Origin of the sequence: Caulobacter sp., from assembly GCF_017744445.1 — a bacterium.
GTDB lineage: Bacteria > Pseudomonadota > Alphaproteobacteria > Caulobacterales > Caulobacteraceae > Caulobacter.
In genome coordinates this window covers 1-25276 of record NZ_JAGIBH010000026.1, presented here as the reverse complement: position 1 = coordinate 25276, position 25276 = coordinate 1, and the positions used below count along the sequence as shown (strand labels likewise).

General features: G+C 68.5%; 30 protein-coding genes. 9 read left to right on the top strand and 21 right to left on the bottom strand.

The genetic code is table 11. The annotated features are described in order from the left end of the window. Positions 1-5156, top strand: a 5156-nt coding sequence (locus tag J7528_RS22885; protein ID WP_291879436.1) for a calcium-binding protein, incomplete at its 5' end; no start/stop codon positions are given. 397 nt (positions 5157-5553) lie between these two features. Here the strand turns inward: J7528_RS22885 and J7528_RS22880 are convergent. Then, positions 5554-7869, bottom strand: a complete 2316-nt coding sequence (locus J7528_RS22880; RefSeq protein ID WP_291879432.1) for a PAS domain-containing protein — start codon at positions 7867-7869, stop codon at positions 5554-5556. 214 nt (positions 7870-8083) lie between these two features. On the opposite strand from J7528_RS22880, the gene J7528_RS22875 reads away from it, so the two are divergent. Continuing rightward, positions 8084-8299: a hypothetical protein gene (locus J7528_RS22875; RefSeq protein ID WP_291879430.1), complete on the top strand. Its 216-nt coding sequence runs from the start codon at positions 8084-8086 to the stop codon at positions 8297-8299. A gap of 261 nt (positions 8300-8560) precedes the next feature. Here the strand turns inward: J7528_RS22875 and J7528_RS22870 are convergent, their stop codons facing one another. Next, positions 8561-10537, bottom strand: a complete 1977-nt coding sequence (locus tag J7528_RS22870; protein ID WP_291879428.1) for an ATP-binding protein — start codon at positions 10535-10537, stop codon at positions 8561-8563. A 288-nt stretch (positions 10538-10825) separates the two neighbouring features. Beyond that, entirely contained in the window at positions 10826-12589 is a 1764-nt protein-coding gene (locus tag J7528_RS22865; RefSeq protein WP_291879427.1) for a histidine kinase famiy protein, read from the bottom strand. Positions 12590-12866: 277 nt separating this feature from the next. Between J7528_RS22865 and J7528_RS22860 the strand changes: the two genes are divergently transcribed. Beyond that, positions 12867-13811: a cation diffusion facilitator family transporter gene (locus J7528_RS22860; RefSeq protein ID WP_291879425.1), complete on the top strand. Its 945-nt coding sequence runs from the start codon at positions 12867-12869 to the stop codon at positions 13809-13811. Between the two features lie 305 nt (positions 13812-14116). Here the strand turns inward: J7528_RS22860 and J7528_RS22855 are convergent, their stop codons facing one another. From J7528_RS22855 to J7528_RS22840, 4 genes are read right to left on the bottom strand one after another with little or no spacing between them, the layout of a single operon-like run. Then, the gene (locus J7528_RS22855; RefSeq protein WP_291879422.1) at positions 14117-14242 is read right to left on the bottom strand and encodes a hypothetical protein; all 126 of its coding nucleotides are present in this window, start codon (positions 14240-14242) and stop codon (positions 14117-14119) included. A 32-nt stretch (positions 14243-14274) separates the two neighbouring features. Continuing rightward, a complete protein-coding gene (locus J7528_RS22850; RefSeq protein ID WP_291879420.1) occupies positions 14275-14619 on the bottom strand; it encodes a hypothetical protein in 345 nt (114 codons plus the stop codon). Next, positions 14616-15389: an exodeoxyribonuclease III gene (locus J7528_RS22845; RefSeq protein WP_291879417.1), complete on the bottom strand. Its 774-nt coding sequence runs from the start codon at positions 15387-15389 to the stop codon at positions 14616-14618. The genes J7528_RS22850 and J7528_RS22845 overlap by 4 nt, the downstream gene beginning before the upstream one ends. Before the next feature lie 7 nt (positions 15390-15396). Next, positions 15397-15588: a DUF3606 domain-containing protein gene (locus J7528_RS22840; RefSeq protein ID WP_291879414.1), complete on the bottom strand. Its 192-nt coding sequence runs from the start codon at positions 15586-15588 to the stop codon at positions 15397-15399. Between the two features lie 112 nt (positions 15589-15700). Here J7528_RS22840 and J7528_RS22835 point away from each other — a divergent pair, with 112 nt between their 5' ends. From J7528_RS22835 to J7528_RS22825, 3 genes are read left to right on the top strand one after another with little or no spacing between them, the layout of a single operon-like run. Next, positions 15701-15883 (top strand): hypothetical protein, encoded by a 183-nt coding sequence (locus tag J7528_RS22835; protein ID WP_291879410.1) that lies wholly within the window; start codon positions 15701-15703, stop codon positions 15881-15883. Between the two features lie 7 nt (positions 15884-15890). Further along, positions 15891-16127 carry a KTSC domain-containing protein gene (locus tag J7528_RS22830; RefSeq protein ID WP_291879409.1) on the top strand — a complete coding sequence of 79 codons (237 nt, stop codon included), beginning with the start codon at positions 15891-15893 and terminating at the stop codon, positions 16125-16127. Positions 16128-16184: 57 nt separating this feature from the next. Then, positions 16185-16607 (top strand): hypothetical protein, encoded by a 423-nt coding sequence (locus J7528_RS22825; RefSeq protein WP_291879407.1) that lies wholly within the window; start codon positions 16185-16187, stop codon positions 16605-16607. Here J7528_RS22825 and J7528_RS22820 read toward each other — a convergent pair. Then, positions 16573-17580: a histidine kinase dimerization/phosphoacceptor domain -containing protein gene (locus J7528_RS22820; protein WP_291879405.1), complete on the bottom strand. Its 1008-nt coding sequence runs from the start codon at positions 17578-17580 to the stop codon at positions 16573-16575. The two genes, J7528_RS22825 and J7528_RS22820, sit on opposite strands and share 35 nt — an antisense overlap. A gap of 135 nt (positions 17581-17715) precedes the next feature. Here J7528_RS22820 and J7528_RS22815 point away from each other — a divergent pair, with 135 nt between their 5' ends. Continuing rightward, positions 17716-17991 carry a hypothetical protein gene (locus J7528_RS22815; RefSeq protein WP_291879403.1) on the top strand — a complete coding sequence of 92 codons (276 nt, stop codon included), beginning with the start codon at positions 17716-17718 and terminating at the stop codon, positions 17989-17991. Between the two features lie 520 nt (positions 17992-18511). Here the strand turns inward: J7528_RS22815 and J7528_RS22810 are convergent. The 6 genes from J7528_RS22810 to J7528_RS22785 all read right to left on the bottom strand — a co-directional run bounded on the left by J7528_RS22810 (position 18512) and on the right by J7528_RS22785 (position 20844). Continuing rightward, on the bottom strand, positions 18512-18886 hold the full coding sequence (locus J7528_RS22810; protein ID WP_291879401.1) for a hypothetical protein: 375 nt from the start codon (positions 18884-18886) through the stop codon (positions 18512-18514). Positions 18887-18928: 42 nt separating this feature from the next. Then, a complete protein-coding gene (locus J7528_RS22805; RefSeq protein WP_291879399.1) occupies positions 18929-19273 on the bottom strand; it encodes a hypothetical protein in 345 nt (114 codons plus the stop codon). Positions 19274-19296: 23 nt separating this feature from the next. After that, complete coding sequence (locus J7528_RS22800; protein ID WP_291879397.1) at positions 19297-19560, bottom strand: hypothetical protein; 264 nt, start codon at positions 19558-19560, stop codon at positions 19297-19299. Between the two features lie 211 nt (positions 19561-19771). Then, on the bottom strand, positions 19772-20101 hold the full coding sequence (locus J7528_RS22795) for a hypothetical protein (protein WP_291879395.1): 330 nt from the start codon (positions 20099-20101) through the stop codon (positions 19772-19774). Positions 20102-20186: 85 nt separating this feature from the next. Further along, the gene (locus tag J7528_RS22790; protein ID WP_291879393.1) at positions 20187-20450 is read right to left on the bottom strand and encodes a DksA/TraR family C4-type zinc finger protein; all 264 of its coding nucleotides are present in this window, start codon (positions 20448-20450) and stop codon (positions 20187-20189) included. 97 nt (positions 20451-20547) lie between these two features. Next, entirely contained in the window at positions 20548-20844 is a 297-nt protein-coding gene (locus tag J7528_RS22785; protein ID WP_291879391.1) for a hypothetical protein, read from the bottom strand. Between J7528_RS22785 and J7528_RS22780 the strand changes: the two genes are divergently transcribed. Beyond that, positions 20843-21109: a hypothetical protein gene (locus tag J7528_RS22780; protein ID WP_291879389.1), complete on the top strand. Its 267-nt coding sequence runs from the start codon at positions 20843-20845 to the stop codon at positions 21107-21109. The two genes, J7528_RS22785 and J7528_RS22780, sit on opposite strands and share 2 nt — an antisense overlap. A gap of 2 nt (positions 21110-21111) precedes the next feature. On the opposite strand, the gene J7528_RS22775 is transcribed toward J7528_RS22780, so the two are convergent. The 5 genes from J7528_RS22775 to J7528_RS22755 all read right to left on the bottom strand — a co-directional run bounded on the left by J7528_RS22775 (position 21112) and on the right by J7528_RS22755 (position 23753). Further along, complete coding sequence (locus J7528_RS22775; protein WP_291879387.1) at positions 21112-22095, bottom strand: ATP-dependent DNA ligase; 984 nt, start codon at positions 22093-22095, stop codon at positions 21112-21114. Then, on the bottom strand, positions 22095-22229 hold the full coding sequence (locus J7528_RS22770) for a hypothetical protein (protein WP_291879384.1): 135 nt from the start codon (positions 22227-22229) through the stop codon (positions 22095-22097). The genes J7528_RS22775 and J7528_RS22770 overlap by 1 nt, the downstream gene beginning before the upstream one ends. After that, on the bottom strand, positions 22226-22507 hold the full coding sequence (locus J7528_RS22765) for a hypothetical protein (RefSeq protein ID WP_291879380.1): 282 nt from the start codon (positions 22505-22507) through the stop codon (positions 22226-22228). The genes J7528_RS22770 and J7528_RS22765 overlap by 4 nt, the downstream gene beginning before the upstream one ends. A gap of 290 nt (positions 22508-22797) precedes the next feature. After that, the gene (locus J7528_RS22760) at positions 22798-23544 is read right to left on the bottom strand and encodes a Crp/Fnr family transcriptional regulator (protein ID WP_291879377.1); all 747 of its coding nucleotides are present in this window, start codon (positions 23542-23544) and stop codon (positions 22798-22800) included. A gap of 8 nt (positions 23545-23552) precedes the next feature. Further along, positions 23553-23753, bottom strand: coding sequence for a hypothetical protein (locus tag J7528_RS22755; RefSeq protein ID WP_291879375.1), 201 nt, complete (start codon positions 23751-23753; stop codon positions 23553-23555). A gap of 162 nt (positions 23754-23915) precedes the next feature. Here J7528_RS22755 and J7528_RS22750 point away from each other — a divergent pair, with 162 nt between their 5' ends. Beyond that, complete coding sequence (locus J7528_RS22750) at positions 23916-24611, top strand: Crp/Fnr family transcriptional regulator (RefSeq protein WP_291879373.1); 696 nt, start codon at positions 23916-23918, stop codon at positions 24609-24611. Positions 24612-24636: 25 nt separating this feature from the next. On the opposite strand, the gene J7528_RS22745 is transcribed toward J7528_RS22750, so the two are convergent. Both J7528_RS22745 and J7528_RS22740 read right to left on the bottom strand, forming a co-directional pair. Continuing rightward, positions 24637-24888, bottom strand: coding sequence for a hypothetical protein (locus J7528_RS22745; protein ID WP_291879371.1), 252 nt, complete (start codon positions 24886-24888; stop codon positions 24637-24639). Continuing rightward, the gene (locus J7528_RS22740) at positions 24885-25121 is read right to left on the bottom strand and encodes a hypothetical protein (RefSeq protein ID WP_291879368.1); all 237 of its coding nucleotides are present in this window, start codon (positions 25119-25121) and stop codon (positions 24885-24887) included. The genes J7528_RS22745 and J7528_RS22740 overlap by 4 nt, the downstream gene beginning before the upstream one ends. Between the last annotated feature and the right edge of the window lie 155 nt (positions 25122-25276).

Sequence of the window (25276 nt, the reverse complement as noted above, 5' to 3'; positions counted from 1 at the left end):
TGCAGGACTGGCAGCTGGAAGGGGGGAGCGGCAACGACACCCTCAGCGGCGGCGCCGGTGACGACGTCATCATGGGCTGGGCAAATGACGACACCCTGTCGGGCGGCGCTGGGAACGATACGTTCATCGTCGGCCAAGGCGACGGGTTCGACGCGTTCAATGGCGGCGCCGGCTACGACGTGATCATGCCCAACTGGCACAGCGTCTACATCGGCATCAAATCGCTGACCGGCATTGAAGCCTTCTCGACGAACGGGTTCAGCAACATCAACCTGACCGGCACCACCGGCAACGACTCCCTGGACTTCACCAACGTGTCGATCCCGTGGACACCGCAGATCCTGGCCGGCACGGGCGACGACACGATCACGGGCACGACCGGCGTCGACAGCATCTTCGGCGAGGCCGGCAACGACACGCTGAATGGCGGGCTCGGGGCCGACACGCTGCAGGGCGGCGATGGCAATGACACCCTGAACGGCGGCGACGGCAATGACGTCATGCATGGCAACGCCGGCAGCGATACCCTCAATGGCGGGGCCGGCGACGACATCGTCTGGGTCGGCGGAACCGAGGGGCCAGACACCTTCGATGGCGGGACCGGCTACGACGTCATCAAGGCGGCGAGCTCTGGCGTGGTCATCGGCATCACCTCGATCGTCAATGTCGAGGAAATCTCGGCCACGGGCTATTCCAGCGTCAGCATCGCCGGCTCCACCGGCGTCGACAATCTCAACCTGAGCGCCGTCACGATCACCGGCGTCATCGCCATCAATGCCGGCGCGGGCGCCGACACGGTGACCGGCACGGCCGGCGATGACATCATCCGGGGGGACGCCGGCGCCGACACGCTGAACGGCGGGACCGGCAACGACACGCTGGAGGGCGGGGCCGACAACGACACCATCGACGGCGGCGCGGGCGCCGATCTGATCATGGGCGGTGACGGCGCCGACACCCTGAACGGCGGCGACGGCAACGACGTCCTGCACGGCAACCTCGGCAACGACACGTTGAACGGCGGGGCGGGCGACGACGTCTTCATGATCGGCGGAACCGAAGGCTCGGAGATTTTCGACGGCGGCGCCGGCTACGACATCATCAAGGCGGCCGGCGCCAACACCGTCATCGGCATCGCCTCGATCGTGAACGTCGAGGAGATCTCGGCCAACGGCTACGCCAACGTTAGCATCGCTGGCTCCACCGCCGCCGATACGATCAACTTGAGCACCGTCGCGACCTTGGCCGGCATCACCCTCGGCGGCGGGGCGGGCGACGACACGATCACGGGCGCGGCCAGCGACGACAAGATCAACGGCGACGCCGGGAACGACACCCTCAATGGCGGAGCCGGAAACGATACGCTGCAAGGTGGTGACGGCAACGACGTCCTGAACGGCGGCGACGGCAACGACATCCTGCACGGCAATCTGGGCAACGACGCATTCTATGGCGGCGCCGGCGACGACGTGTTCATGATCGGCGGGACCGAGGGCACGGAGACCTTCGACGGCGGGGCCGGCTACGATGTCATCAAGGCGGCGAGCGCCAACACCGTCATCGGCATGACCAGCATCGTCGGCGTCGAGGAGATCGCCAACAACGGCTACGCCAACGTGACCATCGTCGGCACGGCCAACGCCGACGCGCTGAACTTCAGCGGGGTCAAGATCGCGGCCGGGATCACCATCGACATGGGCGCCGGCAACGACACGATCATCGGATCGGCCGGCAACGATACGATCACCGCCGGCGCCGGCAATGACATCATCGGCGGCGGCGATGGGGACGACATCTTCCTGGTCGGCGTCAGCGCGGGCTCGGACGAGTACGAGGGCGGCGCGGGCTACGACACCATCAAGGCCACGGCCGCCAACACCCAGATCAGCATCAACTGGATGTGGGGCGTGATGGAGGAGATCACGGGCGGCGGCTTCTCGAACGTGACGATCTCCGGCGGCAACGGCGGCGCGGGCGTCGACACGCTGGACTTCACCAACACCAAGCTGACCGGCATCGCCGCCCTGGTCGGAGGGGCCGGCGACGATTGGATCAAGGGCTCGGCCGGGGCCGACGTCATCAAGGGCGACGCCGGCAACGACTCGCTGTTTGGCAACGCCGGCGATGACGTGATCGAGGGGGGCGCGGGCAACGACTGGATGGTCGGCGGCGACGGCGACGACGTGTTCCTGATCGGGTCCGGGGGCGGGATCGACGATTTTGACGCCGGCGCGGGCTACGACACGATCAAGGCCTCGGCGGCCAATGTCGTGATCACCATTGGTCCCTACAACCAGTTCTCGAGCGTGGAGGCCCTGTCCAGCGGCGGCTTCACGGGCGTCACGGTCGCCGGGACCTCCGGCGCTGACGACATGAACTTCAGCGGCTTTGTTACCACCGGCGGCATCAGCATCGGCGGCGGTGCGGGCAACGACACGATGACGGGCTCCATCGGTGTCGACATCCTGCGGGGCGACGCTGGGCTGGACTCGATCTCTGGCGGCGGCGGGGCCGACAATATCGACGGTGGCGCCGACGCGGACACGATCTCGGGCGGCGACGGCGACGACACCCTGCTGGGCAGCGCCGGCCTCGACCAGCTGTACGGCGACGCCGGTAGCGACACCATCGATGGCGGGGCGGACGCCGACACTATCGACGGCGGTGACGGCGCGGATACGATCATCGGCGGAGCCGGCAACGACATCCTCGCGGGCGGCGCGGGCGATGACGTCTTCCTGATCGGCGCCAGCGCCGGTTCGGACAGCTTCGACGGCGGCTCGGGCTACGACACCATCAAGGCCTCGGCCAACAACGTGGTCCTCAGCTTCTCCGCAATCAGCGGCATCGAGGCGTTCTCGAACGGTGGCTTCACCGGGGTCACGATCGCGGGCAGCGCGGGCAATGACGAGATGGACTTCCGCACCGTCCTGACCACCGGCGCGATGGCCATCGGCGGCGGGGCCGGCAACGACACGATCTGGGGCACCAACGACGTCGACACCCTCAGGGGCGACGCCGGCAACGACATCATCTACGGCTTGGGCGGCAACGACCAGATCGACGGCGGCACGGGCGCTGACACCCTGATCGGCGGTGATGGCGACGACACCTTCCTGGTGGGTGTCGACTCCACCGGCGGCGTCGACAATTTCGACGGCGGTGCGGGGATCGACACGATCCAGGCCACGGCCAACAACGTCTCGATGTACATCGGCGCCACGGGTGGGGTCGAGGTCATCTCCAGTGGTGGCTTCACCGGCGTGATCGTCGCCGGTTCCAGCGCCGCCGACACCATGGATCTTACCGGCAAGACGCTGATCGGCGTGGTCGTCAACGGCTTGGCCGGCAACGACATCATCACTGGCGGCAGCGGCGCGGACAATATCCGAGGCGGCGATGGCAACGACACGATCTACGGCGCCGGCGGCGACGACACCCTGAACGGCGACGCCGGGATCGACACGCTGGAAGGCGGCGACGGCAACGACATCCTGTTCGGCGGCACGGAGAACGACATCCTGATCGGCGGCGCTGGCGACGACGTCATGCTGATGGGCTACTCCACCGGCACCGACAGTTTCGACGGCGGCGCCGGTTTTGACGAGATCCGCGCCAATGGCGCCAGCGCCATGATCTACTTCTCGTCGCTGAGCAGCATCGAGAAGATCGGCGGCGGCGGTTTCGCCAACGTCGTGATCGGGCTGCAGTCGGCCAGCACCCTGGCCAACTGGGATTTCACCGACATCCAGCTGGAAGGCATCGCGCAGATCTCCGGCGGGCTGCAAAACGACATCATCGTTGGCAGCAAGGGCAATGACGTCATCTACGGCTACAACGGCTCGGACCAGCTGTTCGGCGGGCTGGGCGATGACACCTTCATCTATAGCGGCGTTCCCAGCGGCAACCCCTATACCGACACCGTCGATGGCGGCGACGGCTGGGACAAATTGCTGGCCGTCGCCGCCAACACCACGATCCTGGTGTCGTCGATGACGGGCATCGAAGAGATCTCGACTGGCGGGTTCTCGGGCGTGGTTCTGGGCGCCAACTGGATCACGAACGACACGATCGACCTGCGCAATGTCGTCGTCACCGGCAATCTGAGCGTCGACATGGCCGCCGGCGACGACACCTTCTATGGCACCTCGGGCGCGGACGTCGTCAACGGCGGGGTCGGCAACGACTATATCGATACTGGCGATGGCGATGACATCATCCAGGTCACCTTCAATAACGGCGTGGACATCGTCCACGGCGGCGCCGGCTACGATAAGATCGTGATGATGGGCGGCGGCGCCGTGCACATCCCCTTCAACTTCGATGGGATCGAAGAGGTCGTGGGATCGACCGTAGCGAGCGTGCAGATCGTCGGCACGGCCGGAGACGACTCGATCGATCTCCGCGGCGTCATCGTCAGACAGGTCCAGTACATCACTGGCGGCTACGGCGACGACACGATGCACGCCACCTACGGCAACGACTACCTGATGGGGGATCGTGGCTTCGATACGATCTATGGCGAGAGCGGCGATGACCTGTTCTGGTTCACGGCCTATGGCGACACCGACACCATCTATGGCGGCGACGGCTACGACACGCTGGCGGGCTGGAACGACGGCGTCGTGATCGCCGTCACCGGGCTCAACAGCATCGAGGCGATCTCGGGCCAGAACCACGCCAATGTCGGCCTGGCGTTCACCAACGACAGCGACAGCATCGATCTGACGGACATCGCCGTTTCCAGCATCGCCTATATCGACCTGAAGGGCGGCGACGACATCTTCGTGGGAACAGCCGCTTCCGACCGCGTCATCGGCGGCCTGGGCGCTGACAGGCTCACCGGCGCGGGCGGCGGCGACTTCTTCGATTACAACAGCGTGGGTGAAGCCGATGGGGACGTGATCACCGACTTCGTCCGCGGCGTGGACCGGATCGACCTTTCCACGATCGACGCCACGCCCAACTACGCCCAGACCGACGGCTTCGCCTGGATCGGGACGGGGGCCTTCACCAACTCCGCCGGCCAGCTGCGCTATTCGGTCACGGCCGAAGGCGTTGTCGTCTCGGGCGACATCACCGGTGACGGGGTGGCTGACTTCAACCTCACCCTGCTGGGTGTCACCACGCTGACCGTGAGTGACTTCTACGTCTGATCCGGCGGCAGAGGTTGACCGTCGCCAATTCGGTCAGGAGCCAAGCGTGCGGTTACGCTTTCTCGCGATTACGGCGGCGGCGCTAACAGTCCCGTGTGCCGCTGACCCTGGGCGGCGGTGTCGCGGATCTCGACGGTGACCGGGTGGCTTTGGCGGCCCAGCGTCAGGGCGCTGGCCCCAACCCGCGGAGACTTGAGCGGTCTTTTAACGCGTATTCGTCCCAGGGGAGGGGGCGGCGCGCGCGGTCTTTCGCTTGGCCTTGGCTTTCGCCGTTGTCGCCATGGATCGATGTTCCGGATGTGGAGGGGCTTCCCCAACCGCCCGCGACGGCGGCTGTTCCGGCGGCGATCAAACGATGGGTAGGCCCTCGGACGCGGCTGAGGGGGCCAGGAGAGCGCTATGTCGGTGCGCCGGCGCGCAGGCTCACCGCCAAGCCCGCGGGGTCCCAAGCGAAGGCGATCTGGCCATCGAGCTGGCGGGCGAGGTTGACCATCAGGCGAGAGCCAAAGCCCGACCGTTGCGGTGTCGTCACCGCCGGCCCGCCGTGCTCCTGCCACGATAGCGACCAGCCTTTTGGTTCGCTGGTCCAGCTCACGTCCACGCGGCCCTCGCGCACCGACAGCGCCCCGTACTTGGTGGCGTTGGTGGCCAGCTCGTGCAGGATCATCGACAGGGGCTGCAGGTGATCGGCGGGCAAGGCGACCTCGCCGCCGGAAAGGCGAACCCTGGCGCCGGCGCTGATCGCCGACGCGAGCTCGTCGCGGACGACGTCGGCGATCGTGCCGCCGCGCCATTGGCTCTTGGCCAGGGCAGACTGGGCTCTGGCCATCGCCTCGATGCGGCCAAGGATCGCCTGGCGGAAATCGTCCGGATCCCCGGCGTCGGTCAGGCGCACCACCGATTGGATGATGGCCAGCGAGTTGCGGGCCCGGTGGTCGACCTCGCGCATCAGAAGGTCGCGGGCGGCCTCGGCGTGCTTGCGCGCGGTGATGTCGATCGCGGTGCCGACGACCCGAAGGCAATGGCCTTCGGCGTCGAAGACCCCGCGCCCCTTGGCCGCGACCCAGCGCTCGACGCCGTCCTGGGCGCCGATCGTGCGGTACTCGACGTCGTAAAGCGCCTGGGTGGCCGGATCGGCCGCGGCCGCGTAGGCCTTGGCGGTGGCCTCCAGGTCGTCAGGGTGCAGGCCCGCGTAGAAGTCGTCCAGCGTGACGGGGGTGTCGGACGCGTGGCCAAACAAGGCCCGAACCCGAGCGTCCCAATAAAGCGCGCCGTCGCCCTTATCGACGTCCCACAGACCCACCTCGCCAAACTCGGTGGCGAGCCGCAGCCGCGTCTCGCTCCGCGCCAGCGCCCGCTCGGCCGCCATGCGCTTGGTCACGTCGGAGATCACCGCGTAGAGACCGATCACCGCGCCGTCCGCCCCGCGGCGAGGCACATAGTCGACCTGCACGTCTCGCAGGCCGCCGGCCGGATAGTCGATCCGGCTCTCGAACGTCACCCGCTCGCCGGCCAGCGCCGCCTCCAGGTGCGGCCGCACCGGTTCATAGGCCGCGCCGAGCACGTCCTCGACCCGTCGGCCTTGAAGCGCTTCGCGCGACTGGCCGAACCAAGCCTCGTAGGCGCGGTTGATGAAACGATAGCGCCGATCCTGGTCGACATAGGCGATCAGCAGCGGCGCGGCATCGGTGATCCGCCGCAGTTCGGCTTCGCTGTCGGCCAGCTCGGCCTGGGCGCCGACCCGCTCGACGAAGGCCCAGGAGCGTTCGGTGACCTCGCGCACCAGGGCCAGCTCGCGATCGCTCCACCGGTGGGGGCCCTTGTGGTGGACAGCCATCAAGGCCCGCAGGCGGCCATCGCGCACCAAGGGCATGCAGACGGTCGCGCCGATGCCGATGGCCTGGAAGGTGGCCGCCTCATGCGCGGCGATCTCGACAAGATTGTCGTTGATGACCAGGGGCAGGCCTTGAGTGAGGTTTTCGACGGCCATCTCGCCGAAGTCGGCGAGCCGGTAGCGGCCGACGATCGAGGTCGAGCCCGGCGCGGCCCAGTCGCCGCGGATGGTGAAGCCATCCTGGTCGGCGTCCATGTCGGCATAGGCGCAGATCGCCACGCCCATGTGCTCGCCGATCAGTTCGGCCGCGCGCGTCATCACCGCTTCGGCGCTGGGCAGAGACGAGGTGGCCCGGGTCAGCCGGTCGAGAAAGAGGAGCGTTTTCTCGCTCTCTTCCCGCGCGGCGCGTTCCTGGGCCGCCGAGGTGGTCTCGACACAGACGCACAGGACGCCGGGGATCTCGCCAGCCACCGGCACGGGGCTGTAGGAGAAGGTAAAGCACGCCGTCTGGGCCTGGCCATCGCGGCGCAGGACCACCGGCAGGTCTTCGTGGAAGGCGGCCTCGCCGGCGAACGCGGCCTCGATGATCGGCTCGATCGTGGCGCGGACCTCGGGCCAGACCGACCAAAACGGTTGGCAAAGCGCGCGAGGGTGCTTGTCGCCGAGGATCGGGCGATAGGCGTCGTTATAGATCAGGAGGCGATCGGGGCCCCAGACCAGGAACATCGGAAAGGCCGCGTTGAGCAGCACATCGACCTGCTGGCGCAAGGACGCGGGCCAATGGGCCGGCGGGCCCAAGGATGAACGGGCTGCCTCGGGAGCCTGCAGCAGGCCTGCCACCTCGCCGCGCGGCGGGACATTGGTGTCAATCAAGCTCATCAGGGGCGCAGATCCGACAAGGCCACGTCAGGGGTTCGGCCGACCTTGCATGCAGCCGCCCGCCCCGCAATCGCAACGTCAAAGCCAAGCTTCGGTTGCCACGCTTCGTCTTTTGATCGGTGGACGGTCGAGACCGCCCATAACAAGCGGCGCTGTCGGAACAGGTCGCCCTACCGGCGAGTTGGTTTTTCGTACACCGCAGGAGGAGATCGCCATGAACGATCAGACCAACGACCAGAGCCGCAAGCCCCAGCAGCAGGATCAGGGCGGCCAACAGCGCGCGCCGCAGCAGCAGAACGAGCAACGCGGCGATCGCGGCGCGGAGACGACGGGCGAGCGGATCGACACCGACGGCGATGGCCGCACCCGCGACCCCAACGACACGCGCCCGACCGACGATGGCGGCCGGGGCGAGCCGGTTCAGCGCTAAGGCTTTCGAAAGCGCTGACAAAAGGCCGGGCGTGAGCCCGGCCTTTTGCTCGTCTGGCGTCCTCGCCATCGGTGGCTGGACGCGGCGAACCCGGCCGTCGGACGGGGCGAGACCGCGCGCGCGCTGGCGCTCGCCCCTGACCCTTGAGGATGTGTCCGGGGGGAGCGGGACACCAAGGGCTATGGTGACGCTACAGGCCAAGGCTTGGCTTGTCGGTCGCCTAGGCCACCAAGGCGATCGGCCAGCCGTCTTCGCGCGCGCCTAAGCGCTCTGGTCTTGGAATGTGCTGATCACGGCGCTGATCAGGGCCTGGGCGGTGATCGGTTTGGCCACATGGTCATCGGCGCCCGCCGCCAGGGCCGACCGCCGGTGATCATCCAGCGCATTGGCCGACAACATCTTTATCGCCGTGCGGCCACGACCGCTCTCGCGTTCGAAGGCTCTGATGGCGCGAACCGCCGTCAGGCCGTCCATGACCGGCATCTGCATGTCCATGAGCACCAGATCGAAGGCGCCGACGCGGAAGGCGTCCAGCGCCTGCTGGCCATCGTCGACCACCGTCAGATCCGCGCCGATCTGATCGAGGATCAGTCGCACGACCTGCTGGTTGACGGGATTGTCCTCGGCCAGAAGGATGCTCATGGACACCGGCGCGTCGTCTGTCGCGTCGGGCGCCTGCGCCGGCGGCGCGGTGGGCGGCATGACCACATCGAGGAAGAAGCTGGCGCCGCGGCCTGGGGCGCCGGCCGCGCTGAGGTCGCCGCCCATCATCCGGGCCAGCGCGCGCGAGATCGACAGGCCAAGGCCAGCGCCGCCAAAGCGCCGCGTGGCGCTGGCGTCGGCCTGATGGAAGCGGTCGAACAAAAGCTCGCCCTCGTCAGCCGCAAAGCCAATGCCCGTATCGCGCACGACGATCCGCCAGCGACCGTCCGCGTCTGGTCCGGCGATCTCGACCTCGACGCCGCCGTGATCGGTGAACTTCAGGCCATTGGCGACCAGGTTCGAAAGCACCTGACGCAAACGGACGCTGTCGCCCAGCACCCAGGTTGGCTTGGACAGCGGGCCCATCGACAGGCTCAAGGCCTTCTCGGCCGCCAGCGGCGCGAAAAGATCCGCCAAATCGTCGACAAGGAGGGCCAGATCGAAGGGCTCGGGGGTGAGGCTAAGCTGGCCGGCCTCCATGCGCGAGACATCCAGCACGTCCGAGAGCAGTGTGTTGAGCGCCTTGCCGCTGCGTTCGATCAGCGAGACCATCGCCGACTGATCGGGCGACAGCGGTGTGCGCGCCAGGGCGCTGACGACGCCGAGCACTCCGTTCATCGGCGTGCGGATTTCGTGGCTCATATTGGCCAGGAAGTCCGACTTGGCCTGGCTGGCCCGCTCGGCGTTCTCGCGCGCGTGCTCCAACTCGGTGACATCCTGCGAGGCGATCAGAAGACCGGCGATGCGCCCGGCCGCGTCGCGCCACGGCGCGGCCGACCACTTGAACCATCGATTGGCGCCCAGAGAGGTCAGGTCCGAGCGGTTGACGCCCCGTTCCGAGGCGCCCGCCAGGACCCGCGCGAAGATCGAGGCCCAGCCTTGAGCCAGGCCGGGAAACACCTCATCGAGCGTGGCGCCCACGACCGCTTCGACGGGCCGGCCGTAGAGCTGGCTCCAGGTGCGGCTGACGCGCACGATGCGAAGATCCAGGTCCGTCATCAGCAGCGATATCGGGGCGTTGTCGACGAAGGCGTCGATCGTGGCCCGTGAGGCATGGGCTTCCATTTCGTCGGCGGCCAGGCCCGCGAGCGCGGTGAGGATCTGGTCGATCTTGGCGTCATAGGGACGAGGCGCCGGATCGATCACGCAGACCGTGCCGACGATGTAGCCAGAACTCAACCGTATCGGCGCGCCGGCATAGAAGCGGATGAACGGATCGCCCACGACCAGCCGGTTGTCGGCGAAACGCGGGTCCTGGCGGGCGTCTTCCACCCACAAGGTGTCGGACGCGCCCAGGGCGTGAGCGCAAAACGCGTCCTCGCGCGGCGTTTCCGTGTCGCTCAGGCCTTCGGCGGCCTTGAACCATTGCCGGTGTTCGTCAACCAGCGAGACGACGGCCATCTGGGTATTGCATGCGGCCTTGGCCAGTTGGGCGATCCGATCGAACCGAGGCTCGCGCGGCGTGTCGAGAATAGCCAATTGGCGCAGAGCCAAAAGACGCTCGGTCTCATCGCCGCGATTGACCAGTTTGCTCACGCGGTCCCCTCCAAGCGCCGTCTACCGAAACACGGCGCTCGCCTGTTGGTTCTCGTCAAAGAACATCGCGCGTCAAAAGAGAGTTCAAGCGCCGGGCGCGCCCCGCGGCTCGAAATGGGGTCGATGTCATGGTTGGGATGCGACGACACGGCGTGAGCCGACGATGAACCCTGTGAAAACCCAGGGCTTGGCGGGCGCTTCCGCGGGCTCGGTTTGGCGTCAACGCGCGATCGGATCCGGGCGCCGGCCAGCGGGGCTTGCGCGCCCGGCCTGACGCGGCCTTGACCTCTAGGCCTCCGCCGGGCCGAAGTCGGACGGCCGCCGGCGCGGGCCGGCGTGGTCCTGTTCGAGCGCTTGGGCCACCCGGTCGAGCAATTCGGCTTTGCGGTAGGGCTTGCCGATGACGTCCAGCTGCTGGCGCGCCGGGCCCTGGACGATCAAGTCCTCGTTGTAGCCGGTGGTCAGGAGCACGGGCAGGTCGGGGCGGATCGCCTTGACCTGCTCGGCCAGGGAAATGCCGTTGAGGCCGCCGGGCATGACGATGTCGCTAAACAGCAGGTCGAAGACCTCGGGCGAGCCTTGGAAGCGCGCCAAGCCTTCGTCGCCGGACGAGGCGGTCACGACCTGGTAGCCGGCGCTCGTCAGGATTTCCTGGGCCAGCGCCTGGACCTCGGGGCTGTCCTCCACCAGCAGGATGCGCGCGCCGTGCTGCATCGGCGCCTCCGGCGGCGCCAGCGGCGCCAGCGGCGCGGCGGCCGGCGGCCATTGCGATTTTTCCACCCCTTGCGCGACCGGGAAGAGCATCCTGATCGTCGTGCCCTGGCCCGGCGCGCTCTCGATCTCGAGGCGGCCGCGCGACTGCTGCACGAAGCCATGGGCCATGGCCAGGCCCAGCCCCGTGCCCTTGCCGACCCCCTTGGTGGTGAAGAAGGGCTCGGTGGCCCGCTCGATGACATGCGCAGCCATCCCCGCGCCGTCGTCGCGCACCTCGACCACGACATAGTCGCCGCTCGGCAGCTGACGCGCCTCTGCGTCGCCGTTGAGATGGACCGCGCGCGTTGCGATGGTGACCAGGCCCTCGCCGGACATGGCGTCGCGCGCGTTGATGACGATGTTGAGCAGCGCCATCTCGAAGTGATCGGGGTCGAGCAGCACGGCCGGCAGGCGCCGGCGCAGGTTCATCTGCAGGTCGATCTTCTGGCCAAGCGTGGTCTCGATCAGTTCGCCAAAATCGCCGATCAGCGCCGTCAGGTCCACGGCCAGGGGCTCGAGCCGGGTCTTGCGCGCGAAGGCCAGGAGCTGGCGGGTCAGTTTGGCGCCGCGCTCGGCCGCCGAACGGGCCGCCTCGATGTAGCGCAGGCTGCGGTCGTCGAGCGGACGCGAGGCCAAGAGCTCGAGATTGCCGTTCACGACCTGGAGCAGGTTGTTGAAGTCGTGCGCCAGGCCCGCCGTCAGCTGGCCGATGGCCTCCATCTTCTGCGACTGGCGGAACGCCTGCTCGCTGTCACGACGGCGGCTGACGTCCAGCTGGCTGGCGAAGAAATAGAGGAGCGCGCCGCTGGTGTCGTAGACGGGACCGATGAAGACCGCGTTCCAGAATGGGGTTCCGTCGCGCTTATAGTTGAGGATCTCCACCGACACGGCCTCGATGCGCGCCACCGCGTCGCGGATTTCGGCCACCGTGTCGCGATCGGTCTTGGGTCCCTGCAGGAAGCGGCAGTTTCGCCCGACGATCTCGGCCTGCTCGTAGCCGGTCAGGTCCAGGAAGGCCTTGTTGGCGAAGACGATCGGGTTGTCGGCGAGATTGGGGTCGGTAAGGATCATCGGCATGCGCGTCATCTCGACGGCGGCGAAGAACACCCCGCCGCGGGCATTGAGATCCGGCTCGGTGATCGTGCTTTCGCGCCAATGGCGACGGCCAGGAGCCCCCAAGGGTTCGACAGGACCGTCGTCGAGCGCGTGACCGGCGGGCACGCCGCGGCTTTGGCCGCCGCCCTCGATGTCCTCCGCGCTGGCCTGGATCTTGTCGGAGGCGCCGTCGTCGTCGTGCAAGTTCGTCTCCGCCCATGGAATCGTGCGCAGGGGCTGCAACGCGCGTGCGAGACAACGGTTTCGCGCCAAGGGTGCGCCCCTGCGCGCGAGCTGGAGATTTGTCTGGCGGGAAGCAGAAGACCTCGTGGCTGACGGTTCCGCGCGCCGCGCTCGCCCGGGCGATCTTACCAGCGAAGGTCTCGCCAACCCGCACCGTCGGGGCTGCGTGATGAAGCCATCCTGATCGGGACTTTGGGGGGCAAGCGGAACAGCGAGGGACGGGCGACGTTGACCGCCCATGGCCGCCACCGGACCCCGCAACAGCTCCGCCACCGTTGTCTACGCCGCCCTGGCGGGGAACCTGGCCATCGCCGTGACCAAGTTCGTCGCCTTCGCGCTGACCGGGTCGTCGGCCATGCTCACCGAGGCGATCCACTCGGCCGTCGACACCGGCAACCAAGGCCTCCTGCTCCTGGGCCTCAAGCGTTCGGCACGGCCACCCAGCCAGACCCACCCGTTCGGCTACGGCATGGAGCTCTACTTCTGGGCCTTCGTCGTGGCCTTGCTGATCTTCGCCTTGGGCGGCGCTTTCTCGCTCTACGAGGGCTGGTTGAAGTTCCGCAGGCCCGAGCCGATCGACCATGCCTGGATCAATTTCCTGGTCATCGGACTGGCGGCGCTGTTCGAGGGCGGCTCGTTCCTGGTGGCCTGGAGGGCATTCAAGATCTCGCGCGGCGACACCTCGTTCCTGACCGCGCTTCGTCGCAGCAAGGATCCGTCGGTGTTCGCCGTCCTCCTCGAGGACGGCGCGGCCCTGATCGGCCTGGCCTTGGCGGGGCTTGGCGTGACCGGATCGGTGCTGGGCCTGGCCTGGGCCGATGGCGCGGCGTCCATGGCCATCGGCGCGCTCCTGGTGCTGGTGGCGATGTTCCTGGCCAACGAAACCCGAAGCCTGCTGACCGGGGAGGCGGCCTCGCCGCGGATCGTCGCGGCGGTGAATGCGGTGCTGAGCGCCGATCCTCGCGTCGAGACCGTGATCGAAGTGCTCTCCATGCATCTTGGCCCACAAGAGATCCTGCTCGGCGTGACGCTCGACTTCCAGGACGCCTTGACCGCCGGTGAGCTGGAGGCCGCGGCCGATGATTTCGCGGGCGCCATCCGCGCGGTCGACCCGCGCATCACCCGCGTCTTCATCCGCTCGGGCCGGGCCCGTCAGGCCTACGCCCGGCCGTTGTCAAGCTAAAGGGCGCTAGCGGGTCCGCCGGGGGAGGGACGGCCGTTCCCACACCGGCTTGGGGCTCTGGCTCCGGGCGCGTTGCTGCAGAGGAGCCCCGTATCGATGTCGCGCGCCTGGCCGCCGCTGACAGCGGTCGGCGGCATCCCCGGTGGATCATGGTCGGACTGGCGCCGAGGCGGAAAGGACGAGATCGCCGCCTATTGTGAACGCCTCGTCGGCGACTGGGGCTGGCCATGGCCCGCGACACAACGCCGAACAGCGAGGTTTCGCCGGCGAGACCGCCGCCGACGCGGTTTACGCCCTTTGGAGGTTCAGGCGCGCGGCAAGACCATGACCAGGGCCCACGCCGCCGCCGCGGCCAGCAAGGCGGCGGTGAACAGGCCAGCCCAACCGGCGGGGGTCAGGAGGCGGGCGGTCGGACGAAGGCGGTGGGGCATTTGGCCAACCTAGAGCACAGGCAAGCGGGGCGCTAGGCGTCGCCGCGCGGCCCGGTCTTGGCAAGGCTGGCGAACCACGCGCCATAGAGGGTGTTGGCGACCATGTGGCGGTTGAGGTCGGGGGCGCCGTCGTCCCACCACACCGGACCGCGCTCGCCCAAGCCGACCTTGGCGGCCTGGACCTTGGCGCGGGCGGCGGCCAGAACGTCGCCGTCGCCGCTGGCCAGGGCGGCGCGGACCGCGCGGCGCGCATCCATCAGGGCGTTGACCAGGGCTTGCCGCCGCCGCGGCGCAAGGCTTGGGTTACCGCGCCGCCAGAGCCGGCCGCGTACGACGAGATAACGGCCATCCGGCGTGATCGGAGCGGGCGGTTTCATCGGTCGAGCACGATCCAGGCCGGAGCATGGTCGCTGGCGCCGTCGAGGTCGCGCACCCAGCGGTCGACCCCGGCGTCGGCCAGTTGCTCGGCAAGGTCTGGCGACAGCAGGAGGTGGTCGATCCGCAAGCCCTTGTCCCGGGGCCAGCGCTGGCGAAGATACGACCAGAAGGTCCAGAGCGGGCCGTCGGGATGGACCGCGCGCAGGGCGTCGGTCCATCCCTGGTCGAGGAGCTGCTGGAAGGCGGCGCGACTTTCGGGCCGCAGCAGGGCGTTTGCGGCATAGGAATGGTTTGCGTAAAGGTCGGCGTCGGTGGGCACGACATTATAGTCGCCGGCCAGCACGATCGGATGGCCGCTGTCGATCAGGCTTTGCGCATGGGCCAGGAAGCGCGCCAACCAGGCGAGCTTGTAGTCGAACTTGGGCCCGGGCGCCGGGTTGCCGTTGGGCAGATAGAGGCAGCCAACCAGCACCCCGTTCACCGCCGCCTCGATATAGCGCGCCTGGGTCTTGTCCGGTTCGCCAGGCAGGGCGGTGCGGGTCACCACCGGGGTCATGCCGCGCGCCAGGATCGCCACCCCGTTCCAGGTCCGCTGGCCGCGCCAGACCGCCTCATAGCCAATCCCCGCCAAGACCGCTCGCGGGAAGGCGCCCTGATCGGCTTTCAGCTCCTGCAGGCAGACGACGTCGGGCTGTTGGGCCTCCAGCCAGGCGGTCAGGACCGGGAGGCGCGAGACGATGTTGTTGATGTTGAAGGTGGCGATGCGCACGGCGGCGCTAGTCGGCCGCGCCGCGCGCCGAGGTCAGCCGCAAGGCCACCGCCTCGCTGTTGGGGCCAACGGCAATGACGGTGTTGCGCACAGCTTCGACATCGACGCCCAACCGCTGGGCCCAGCGCTCCAGGCAGGCGGCGTCCTCGACATCGATGTGTTCGACCTGGCCGGGTTCGTCAAAAGGTGTCAGCGGCATCGATGTCCTCCTGCCTGCAAAACCGCCGTTTTCGCCCAGCGTTCCCAGGCGTGTCGCGGGAACGGTTTGGCCGAGTCGCGGATTCGCTTTGCAAACCAAGGAGGCTTCCAACATGTCCGACCGCGAATTGATCGAGCCTAATCCCGGCGACAAACGTTATGTGCGCCGCGACGACAAAGGCCACTTCACCGAAGAAGTCGACGTCGGCAAATCCTCGGCCGCGGACCAGCGCCGCCACTCGGCCCACGACCCCGGGCGTGGCCAGGGCGACAAAGGCGACCGCCAGAAGACTTAAGACGCCGATGCCCTCGGCGGTGATCAAGGCCTTCGCCTATGACGCGGGCGAGGCCGTCCTGACCATCACCTTCACCAGCGGGCGCGCCTATGCCTACCAACGCGTGCCCGCAGACGTCGCCGAAGGCCTGCGCCTGGCCTTCGCCAAGGGCGAGTATTTCAACGGCAAGATCCGCGACCGCTTCGTGGCCCAGCCCGTGGTCCTTTCCGTGGCTCAGCCCGACTCCGAGCCTCGCCTGTTCTAGGCGCGGCGTGTCGGCGTACCGCCTGGCGATCCGGCGCTTAGCCCCCATATTCATGTCATGCCCAAAGACAACGCGGCCCTGGCGGCCGACCCCCGCCTTGTCGCGGCGGAAGACGACCTGCGCGTCGGCGCCGAGATCATCGACCTGGACGAGGTCGCCCAGCGCCGCGAACGCCTGCTGGCCTATGCTGAGATCTCGCGTCCGGTCATCGTCTACCGCTTCGACCTGCCGCCCGGCGCGAGCGTCCCGGCCCTGGGACCGGGCGGCGACCTGCGCGACGCCCGCGCTCAGCTGGACCTAATCGTCGGCCTGACGGGCGGAGCGGTCGCCAAAACTCCGGGCGGTCTGGCCGCGCGCATCCCCGTCGTCCTGGCCGGCAAGTTCGAGGCCCTGGCCGGCCCGCTGGTCGCCGCCTATCTCGTCGCCCTCGACCTGGGCGAGGCGCTCACGAAGCCGTCTGCGGCGCGAACGTCAGCCTGACCTGGGTTCCCGGGCCGTCCAGGCGCTCCAGGCGCGCGCCCAGCTGCTGGGCCAGGGCGCGAACCAGCCGCGTGCCGCCGCCGACCCGGCTGGTCCGCGGCGAAAAGCCGATCCCGTCGTCGCCGACCAACAGCTCCAAGGCGCCGTCCTTGGCGGTGAACCGCACCGTGATGACGCCCCGCCGGTCGCCGGGGAAGGCGTACTTCAAGGCGTTCTCGACCAGTTCGTTGATGATCAGGCCCAGCGGCACGGCCTGGTGGGCGCAGATCTTGGCCGGGTCGGCGCGGGCGGTCAGGGTGATGGGGCGCTGGCCGATCACCCCGCCGCGCAGGTCCGCGCACAGAGAGTCGATGAACTCGCCCGCGCAGACGGCGCTGGTCGCGTCCGACAGGTGCAGGTTCTCATAGAGCTTGCCCAGCACGTGGATGCGATCGATCGCGGCGGTCATCGCTTGGCGCGCGGCCGGGTCGGCGATGTCGCGGAAGGACAGGTGCAGGAGCCCGTTGACCGAGGTCAGGTGGTTCTTGACCCGGTGGTTGATGTCGACCAGCAACAGCTTGTTGAGCTCATCGGCCTTGGCCAGCTCTGCGCTTGTCGCGGCCAGGCGCGTGGCCAGGGTGCGCAACGCCTCGATGCTCAAGGCCAGGAACAGCCCCACCACGACATAGAGCGCTAGCGGCAGGGCGTTGTTCGCATTCGGCAGGGCGAAGGATCGGGCCGGGGGCACGAAGAAGTACCAGGCCAGCACCGCGCTGAGGATCACGGAAAAGACGCCCGTACCACGGTCGAGCAGGACCGAGATCAGGATGATCGCCGGAAAAAACAGCAGGAACGGGTAGCCGCCCATGGCCTGGCCCATTCCGGCGCGCAGGCCAAAAAACGCCAGGACGACGGCGCAGGCCGCCACATAGCGCACGGCGACGGGCGTGCGGCGCAACGGATCGGACCAGCGAAGGATGAGCTCTGGCTTCACGTCAACTAAAGTCCCGCCTGGCTTGACTGTTCCCAACGTCGCCCGCGCGGGCGACGGCCGGGCGTCCTTTGCGGCGGCAGAACGGATGGGCCCAAGTGGCGTTGTCTCTTGGCGAGCCTCATTGGAGAGACACCCATGACCCCTGGCAAGGATCCTCAAACCCGCGATGGACTGGGCGGCGTCCACAACGCCACCGCGCCGCGCGCGCCCGTGCCCGCCTATCCGCCGGGCGCCGCGCCCGCGCCCGCCGCGGTGGGTCCGATCCCTGGACGCGATGCGGCGATGGTCGAAGACCGCGATCAGGTCGGCAAGGTCGTCCACACCGCGCCCGATCCGGCCGCGGCGCCATCGGACGCCAGGATCGCGCCGGAACAGCCATCGGCCTGGGCGGCCGAAAAGCCTCGGGACTGAGCGCAGAGGGCGGCCCCGAGGGCGACGACGTCGTGGTCGTGACCGGTCTTGGCCGCGTCCCAGGTCGTGTCGCCGTGGGAAACGGCGATGTCGCCGCCCTCGAAGAAGGCTGTCTCTAAGACGACTGTAGGGCCAAGGCCCGGCGGCTCATCGCGGCGCGCACGCGCGCCGGTCCGCAAATCCAAGCGGACAAGGCTCTGTCGGACCCCGCAAAGTCTTGGCGAGGACCAAAGCCAACCTTAAGCGTCGCCGACGACAGGGTCGCCAAACTTGGCGATGCCCGCGACGGCTGTGGAGGCTAGGGCCGAAGGGTTGGGCGCGACGGCGGCGCGCCGCGACACGGCAAAGGCGCGGAGCCGTGGGCCGGGGCGGCCTGTCGGCTCGCGCCGCGGACGCCCCGCAAATCCTGATTGGCCTGGCCAGCGCCGCCGATGGACGGCGCTGACCGCTTTTCCCGCTGGCGCTCTCGGTCGGCCTTTTCACGTTCGGGGGCGGCGGTCATAGGCTCCTGGCGTGCGCGCTAGTCCTCGTGCGGCGCGGCCAGGGCCGCCAGGCGCTGGGCTGGCGCGTCCTGGATCGCGCCCCACAGACGCGCGATCAGCACGGCCTGGTAGGCGCTGGCCTGGCGTGGCGCGGAGCCGTGCTCCAAAGCGTCGGCGAGCGCCCGGCGCACGGCCTCATCGGCGCTGGTCTCAAGAGCGATGGTCTTGTCGAGCGCGATAGCCGCATGCGCCGCGCGCCGCACCAGGCCTTCGGGCGCTCCCGAGGCGGCGGCCCCCATCCACGTCTCGCCGGCAAACCGCCCGACCTTGAACCGCAAGGCCAGGACCCCGCGCCGCGCGATGGCGCGCCAGTAGTCGATCGGAGCGTCAGGATCAGGCAGGGGCGGCCTCATCACGAGTCAACGCCTGAACGCCGGCGAAGGTCTTAAGCGCGGCTAGCGGGCGATCGCCTGTTCCTTGGCCGCCCGTTGGCTCATCCGGGCAAGCCGGGCCTGGAAGCCGGCGAAATCGGCCCGCTGGGCCACCAGGGGGCGCAAGGCCGCGGCCAGCGGCGGCGCCAGGGCCGGGGTCTCTTCGGCCAGGCGCGTGGCCACAGCCACGATCATCCGCAGATCGGGGGCCAGGAGGCGGCGGTGCTGGTCCTCCAGCCGCCAGTACCAGCGCCGATCGCTGTCTTTGGGAAACTCGGCCATGGCCTTTTCGCAATCGAGGATCAGCGACGCCAGGCGCTGGTCGACGCCGATGGTCCGCGCGCACAGGCGAAAATGATGCTCGAGCATGGCGTCCCCCTGAACCGACGACGTCACCGATCAGCCCGTCCCGCCTTGATCCGCACCAAAAATCCGTTGGCGCCGACGCGGCGAGCGCCTCGCCCATGGGCGGCGGGTCGATAAGGCGCAAATCCAGTGTCGGGCGAGTGGGGCGCAAGGGCGATGGCGTCCTTCCAGGGCGCGCGCGGCCAGGTCTCGACCCCTTGCCGCTGCGCAGCAATATCGCCATGGCCTTTCTTGTGATCGGACGCGACCACGGCGTTGGCTGCGGTGTTCAGACCGTCGAACTTCTCCATCGCCTCCTGGCCGGCCTTGATGGCCTCGACGCAGGCCCGCGGCGGTCAATGTGCCGGCGAGATCGGCGAAGGCTCTGGCCGGCGAAAAACCCGGCGGGCCTGAGCGCGTGCGTCAGGTCGTGGGCCTTGGCGGCCGAGGATGCGTAAGGGTCCGCCGCGCGGGCGCTTGACCAAGCCAAGGACCGCCGCGGCGGGGGGCGGCGTGCGCCGATCAGGCGGCCGGCCGCAGCCAGACCCGCGCGTGCCACCAGCCGCGCGGCGCGCAGTGCGGATCGCCCAGCCCGTCGACGAACATCTCGACATGCTGCGCGCGCGGATGGGCGGTGAGCGCCGCGCAAGGCGCGCCTTGGCCGTGCAGTTCGACGTCGGCAGGCCGGGCCGGGGCCTCGTCCTCGAGCGGCGGCTCCTCGACATCGCCCGCCTCGAGCCAGACGACGAGTCCGCCGTCGGGCGTCGGCGTGACATGGCGCACGAAGGCCAGGTCGTCGAGATAGGTCGGCTCGCCGCTAAGGCCGTCAAGTTCCACAGGCCTCAGCGACAAGGCGGTCGCGGGATGAGCGGGCTTCATGAGAACAAACATAGAACATTGCCGCCGGGATGGCGAGTCTTCACGGTGTCGCGGCGCGTCAACGCAGCTGGCTGTCCTTGCTGCCGCGGCGGTTGATGCCGCCGATCACGTGGCGCTTGTCCCGATCCGACTGGCAGGCGACGCAGGTGCGCACCCCCGGCAGGGCTTGGCGGCGGGCCAGCCCGATGTCCTCGCCGCATGCGTCGCACGTCAACGCGCCGTCGCCGCTGGGCAGACGCGCGCGGGCATGCAGGACGCCGTCGATCACCGTATCTTCAATCTGGTCCAGAACGCCCCCGTCATGGGTCCAGCCACCGGCCATGAATGTCTTGAACTCCCAAGTGTTGTCGGACCCTTAGATGGGAACCCTTCATCCTGGCCGCCACGCCGCGCGGCTCGGCGATTTGTCGCGGGGAGACCTAGATCACCGCCCGGATCAGGCCCAGCGACCTGGCCTCCTCGGCCTCGGTGTACCCGTTGGACGACGCCCGCTCGAGCACGGTGACCATGTCCGCCGACGCGCCGGCGATCAGGTTGGCGAAGCCTTCGTTCTGGATGACGATCGGGTGCTCGATCTCGTGCAGCACCGCCTTGACCGAGGCGACGCAGGCGGTCAGCGGGCCGTTTAGCTCCAGGGTCTTGTTGAGCTTGCGTTCGTGGATCATCAGCCGCGCGCCGCGCGTCAGGTAGCGGTTGGCTGTGGCGAAGAAGCTCATGACGGCGGCCACCATCCGAATAGATCGCCGCCTTGCCCAGGAACACCAACCGGCGCTGTGGCGTCAGCTCGCTATGGAAGCACACATCCTCGCCCATCATCGGGGCCACGTCCGGATCGCCGCCCATGATCTTTCGTTCTTGGCGCGTCATCCGCGGATCGCCGCCTGGCGCGCGTCCATCGCCCTCAACGCGCGCGGGCCGGGCGCGGCCCGCACCGTCGAGGTATGGATGAAGCCGCACGCCGCGCTGACCCCGATCGCTTGAGCTTAAGCGATCTGATCCATCCGGCACTGCTCTGGCGCCTTGTCGGGGCGAAACCGGATCAGTCGCGTGCCGTGCCGGAACCGTCCGCCCGAGACGTGGTCGAACGACACCTCGACCACGATCTTGGGCTTGAGCGGCGTCCATTGGCTCGACCGGTCATGGGACCAGCGGCTGGGACCGCCGGGCGCATCGCCCGTAAAGCCCGCGCCGCCGGCCAGGGCCTCCAGGCGCCGGGTCAGTTCGGCGCGGTCGACGCCTTTGAGGCCGGCGGTGTGGCCAACATGGTCAAGCCGCCCGGCTGCGTCGTAAAGGCCCAGGAGCAGCGAGGCGACAAGGTCGCTGTCCTTGCCATAGCGAAACCCGCCCACCACGCAGTCGGCCGTGCGCTGGCGCTTGACCTTCACCATCGCTCGCTCGCCCTCGGCGTAAGGTCCGTCCAGACGCTTGGCCACGATCCCTTCGAGCTTGCCCTCGTCCAGCCAGGCCTGTGCCTGATCGCGGCTCGACGTTCCCGACGTCAAGGTAAGATCGGCGCTGTCATGCCCCTTGAGGAACGCCGCCAGCGCCGCGTGGCGCTCGGCTAAGGGGCAGGGCCGCAGGTCCTGGCCGCTGGGGTCCTGGAGCATGTCGAACAGCGCCAGGACGGCGGGCGTGTCTTGCGCCAGGCGGTTGATGCGGCTCTGGGCCGGATGCAGCCGCAGCTGCAGGGCCTCGAACGAAAAGCCCCCCTCGACCGGGATCAAGAGCTCGCCGTCGATCGCGAAACTCTTGCGCGGCAGGGCGGCCAGGCGCGCCACCACCTCGGGAAAATAGCGGGTCAGCGGTCTGCCGGACTTGGCCTGCAAGATCACGGTCGCGCCCTGGCGGAACGCCAAGCATCGAAAGCCGTCCCACTTGGGCTCGAACCACCAACCCGCGTCCGTGGGCAGGGCTGGCGCGGCGCGCGCCTCCATCGCCTGGGCCGCGACCAAGGTGAGCTTGCCCATCAGGTCTGGCGCTTGCCTTCCGCCGGATCGCCGGCCGGCCCCAAGCGCCCATCGGTGGGCGAGGCCGGGATCTTGCCGGGCGGGGGCGGCGCGGCCGTCCGAGGGGGAGCAGGGGTCTTGTCAGGCTTGGTCATGGAAGATCCTTTCGCGCGCCTTGCCGAGCGTCCGCGGTCGCCGCCGGTTCCGCGCCGGCCGGCCCGCCACTGGCGCCGCCGCGCCAAAAGACCTGACCATCGGGGCCGCGCACGCTGATCGTCAAGGTCATGGCCGCCGCTTGGGAAAGGGCGTGGTCGCGCAGGATCTCCGAAACCAGCAACAGGGCCTGCCGGATCGCCGCGTGCGGGTCGGCCGCCTCGACCTGTTCGGTGGTCGCCGCGCCCTCGCTATCGATGTCGAAATGATAGGTGCTCATGGGGCCACGCTAGGCGTCTCCTGATGAACGCACGCCGGCCGGTGGGCGGGCGGCGGCCCAAGAGGGGAGAGCGGGCGGCAAGGCGTCTCATTCATCACATCCAGATCCTCGATCGTGGGCGGACGAGGGCGGCGAGCCGGCCCGATCCGACCCCACCGACGGCGCCACCGCCCGGCGGCCCAAAAGGTGATGGCCGCGAGAGGAAAGCGCTCGCCTGAAGGCAAGCCCCTCAGGCGCCGAGCGTTCCCCTCAGGCTCCTAGGATGATCAATTGATCGCGCTGGCGCCGCCTCAAGCGCCGGCGCCGAGCGGCGCGGACCGACGCGCCGCGGCGCTCTCATCCTCATCGATCTGGGGGCGGAAGGCTTCAGGGTCGAAATCGCCGAGCGCGACCAGGCGCTCCCAATCGAGGATCTGCAACACGCCGTTCTTGATGACCGCCAATCCATCGTCGCGCAGGCCGCGCAGCACGCGGTGGATGTGGACGACCGACAAGCCGAGCGCGTCGGCGATGTCGCCCTGCACCGCGGGAAAGGCGCAACGCGCGTCCTTGGCCAGACCCAGGGTCTTCTGGCGCCAATAGATTTCACAGAAGAGATTGGCCGTGCGCGCCGCGGCTGACCGTCGCCCTAGGCTGACCATGGCGTTGCGCTGGGCGCGCGCCTCGGTCAGCACCGCCCGGCAGAGCGCGGCCAGAAGGCTGGCGTGATCCTGCAGCATGGCCCGAAACTCTCGCGCGCCGAGCTTGCGCACCTCGCACGGCGCCAAGGCCCGCACCTCGTAGTCGGTCGCGACAAACAGGCCGGCCAGGTCGATCAGGTCGCCGGGCGCAGCCACGCCGAAGATCTGGCGAGCGCCATCCTTGAGCACGCTCTGCTTGACGGCCAGGCCTCGCGCCAGGAGCCGTAGGGACGAACGCTCTCCCACCGGCACGACGAGCTCGCCCGCCTCAAAGGTCTGCGAGGTCAAGGCGCACTCGGAGAGACGCTCGCGCACGCCCTCGCGCAGCGGCCCGAACCGATCGAGGCTGGCGATCAAAAGACGGTTCAAGCCGCTGGACCAGATTGGGGGCGCGCGACCACGGCGACAACGCGCTCTTCGCGCCAGACCTCGACCGCATCGCAGCTGCGATGCTCGGCCAGCAGGCTTTGCGCCCGCGCCGCCGGATCAACCGCCGCAACGTCCAGATCGACGAACGTCGTCCTGTGGTCGCCGGCGACGCCGATGAAGATGAGCGGTGAAAGCAACTGAACCTCCGGACGACGAAGATTCTAGGCTCGCCGTGGCCGACGCGCGTTGATCTAGGTTATCGGATCGGCCGTTGTTTGGCCCTACCGTCCTTGAAGGGAGCGGGGAGGTTCCCGTACGCCATGTCTCCACCACCCTTGATCACCCCCCTTATCGAAAAGATGGTCCGGCGCGACGTGATCACGCCGATCGAGCGCCAAGCCTTGGCCGCGCTCCTGGGCCCGACGCGACGGGTGGCCGCCGGCAAGGCCTTGGTCGAGCCGGGCGATCGGCCGCACTTTAGCACCTTCGTGGTCAGCGGCTTTTGCGCCCGCTTCACCCTGACACCGACGGGCGGGCGGCAGTTGACCGAGATCAATATCGCGGGCGACTTCGTCGACCTGCATAGTTTGCTCATGCGGCAGATGGACCATGGCGTCGTGGCCCTGGCCGATTGCGTCGTCGCGCCGGCCGCGCACGAGGACCTTCGCCGCCTCACCGAGCAGCATGCGCACCTGACGCGGCTGCTGTGGCTGGAAACCGTGGTCGACGCGGCCATCCATCGCCAATGGCTGGTGACGCTGGGCCAGCAGAATGCGGCCAGCCGCTTGGCGCACCTGGTTTGCGAGCTCTATCTGCGCCTGGAAGCGGCCGCCATCGCCCAGGACTTCAAATTCGGCCTACCCATGACCCAGGTTGATCTCGCCGATGTGCTGGGCCTGACCCAGGTCCACGTCAACCGCGTGCTGATGGAACTGCGCCGTCAGGGCCTCTTGGAGTGGAAAGCCGGGCAGGTGACGATCAACGATTGGGACGCCCTGGCCAAGCTTGGTCAGTTCGACCCGGCCTATCTGCGCCTGCAGAACGACCCTGTGTGATCTTGTGGTGGAAGGCGAGGACGGTTCAGGCCGCCCTGGCCGCAAGCGTCTGGAGGGCGGGGGCCGCAGGGGCGGTCCGCGACAGAATGATATGATGGATGACCAGCGCGGCGGCCTGCTTGCGGCTCGCCGCGAGGCCCTCAGCCTGCGTCCGGCCGTCCTGGTCGACCATGCGCCAACGCCAATCGCCGGCCAAGGTTGGCGCGATCGAGAACCGCATCATCGCCTCGCTGGGCGCGGCTTGGTTGATGACGCGAGGGTCCAGGCGCGCGGTCATGCCGGCGCGCCCAACGGGTAGGCAAAGTCGCTCAGGGTCTTGGCCCAGGTTTCGGGCTTTGGCGCGCGCCGAGGATGAACCCTGATCTTGGCGTCCCTGGGCCAGGCGCGGGCCAAGACCCGGGCCTGGGCGAGCGCCCGGCGGCGCGCGCTGAAAAACAGCACTTCACCGGTATCGGCGATCTTCACGCACCAGCCGCCGTCATAGGGCGAGACATCGAAGAGATTGGCCATGACCGTTCACTCGGCCGCGTAGACGAGCGGGTGGGCATGAGCCCAGAGATGGGCGCGATAGGTCTCAAAGCACTGCTCCCCGCAGATTAGGCGCATGATCGCGCCCTCGGCGATGAACTTGGCGCGAGACGGATCCTCCGACACCAGCGGAACCA

Bases quoted from the DNA above. Each gene is read 5' to 3' on its own strand.
- J7528_RS22860 (WP_291879425.1), top strand. From the start codon at position 12,867: ATGGCCGCCACCGGACCCCGCAACAGCTCCGCCACCGTTGTCTACGCC.
- J7528_RS22780 (WP_291879389.1), top strand. From the start codon at position 20,843: ATGACGGCGGCCACCATCCGAATAGATCGCCGCCTTGCCCAGGAACAC.
- J7528_RS22855 (WP_291879422.1), bottom strand. From the start codon at position 14,242: ATGCCCCACCGCCTTCGTCCGACCGCCCGCCTCCTGACCCCCGCCGGT.
- J7528_RS22810 (WP_291879401.1), bottom strand. From the start codon at position 18,886: ATGAGGCCGCCCCTGCCTGATCCTGACGCTCCGATCGACTACTGGCGC.
- J7528_RS22850 (WP_291879420.1), bottom strand. From the start codon at position 14,619: ATGAAACCGCCCGCTCCGATCACGCCGGATGGCCGTTATCTCGTCGTA.
- J7528_RS22880 (WP_291879432.1), bottom strand. From the start codon at position 7,869: ATGAGCTTGATTGACACCAATGTCCCGCCGCGCGGCGAGGTGGCAGGC.
- J7528_RS22830 (WP_291879409.1), top strand. From the start codon at position 15,891: ATGCCCTCGGCGGTGATCAAGGCCTTCGCCTATGACGCGGGCGAGGCC.
- J7528_RS22740 (WP_291879368.1), bottom strand. From the start codon at position 25,121: ATGGCCAATCTCTTCGATGTCTCGCCCTATGACGGCGGCTGGTGCGTG.
- J7528_RS22750 (WP_291879373.1), top strand. From the start codon at position 23,916: ATGGTCCGGCGCGACGTGATCACGCCGATCGAGCGCCAAGCCTTGGCC.
- J7528_RS22815 (WP_291879403.1), top strand. From the start codon at position 17,716: ATGACCCCTGGCAAGGATCCTCAAACCCGCGATGGACTGGGCGGCGTC.
- J7528_RS22745 (WP_291879371.1), bottom strand. From the start codon at position 24,888: ATGACCGCGCGCCTGGACCCTCGCGTCATCAACCAAGCCGCGCCCAGC.
- J7528_RS22785 (WP_291879391.1), bottom strand. From the start codon at position 20,844: ATGAGCTTCTTCGCCACAGCCAACCGCTACCTGACGCGCGGCGCGCGG.
- J7528_RS22770 (WP_291879384.1), bottom strand. From the start codon at position 22,229: ATGACCAAGCCTGACAAGACCCCTGCTCCCCCTCGGACGGCCGCGCCG.
- J7528_RS22835 (WP_291879410.1), top strand. From the start codon at position 15,701: ATGTCCGACCGCGAATTGATCGAGCCTAATCCCGGCGACAAACGTTAT.
- J7528_RS22805 (WP_291879399.1), bottom strand. From the start codon at position 19,273: ATGCTCGAGCATCATTTTCGCCTGTGCGCGCGGACCATCGGCGTCGAC.
- J7528_RS22875 (WP_291879430.1), top strand. From the start codon at position 8,084: ATGAACGATCAGACCAACGACCAGAGCCGCAAGCCCCAGCAGCAGGAT.
- J7528_RS22825 (WP_291879407.1), top strand. From the start codon at position 16,185: ATGCCCAAAGACAACGCGGCCCTGGCGGCCGACCCCCGCCTTGTCGCG.
- J7528_RS22790 (WP_291879393.1), bottom strand. From the start codon at position 20,450: ATGGCCGGTGGCTGGACCCATGACGGGGGCGTTCTGGACCAGATTGAA.
- J7528_RS22840 (WP_291879414.1), bottom strand. From the start codon at position 15,588: ATGCCGCTGACACCTTTTGACGAACCCGGCCAGGTCGAACACATCGAT.
- J7528_RS22775 (WP_291879387.1), bottom strand. From the start codon at position 22,095: ATGGGCAAGCTCACCTTGGTCGCGGCCCAGGCGATGGAGGCGCGCGCC.
- J7528_RS22800 (WP_291879397.1), bottom strand. From the start codon at position 19,560: ATGGAGAAGTTCGACGGTCTGAACACCGCAGCCAACGCCGTGGTCGCG.
- J7528_RS22765 (WP_291879380.1), bottom strand. From the start codon at position 22,507: ATGAGCACCTATCATTTCGACATCGATAGCGAGGGCGCGGCGACCACC.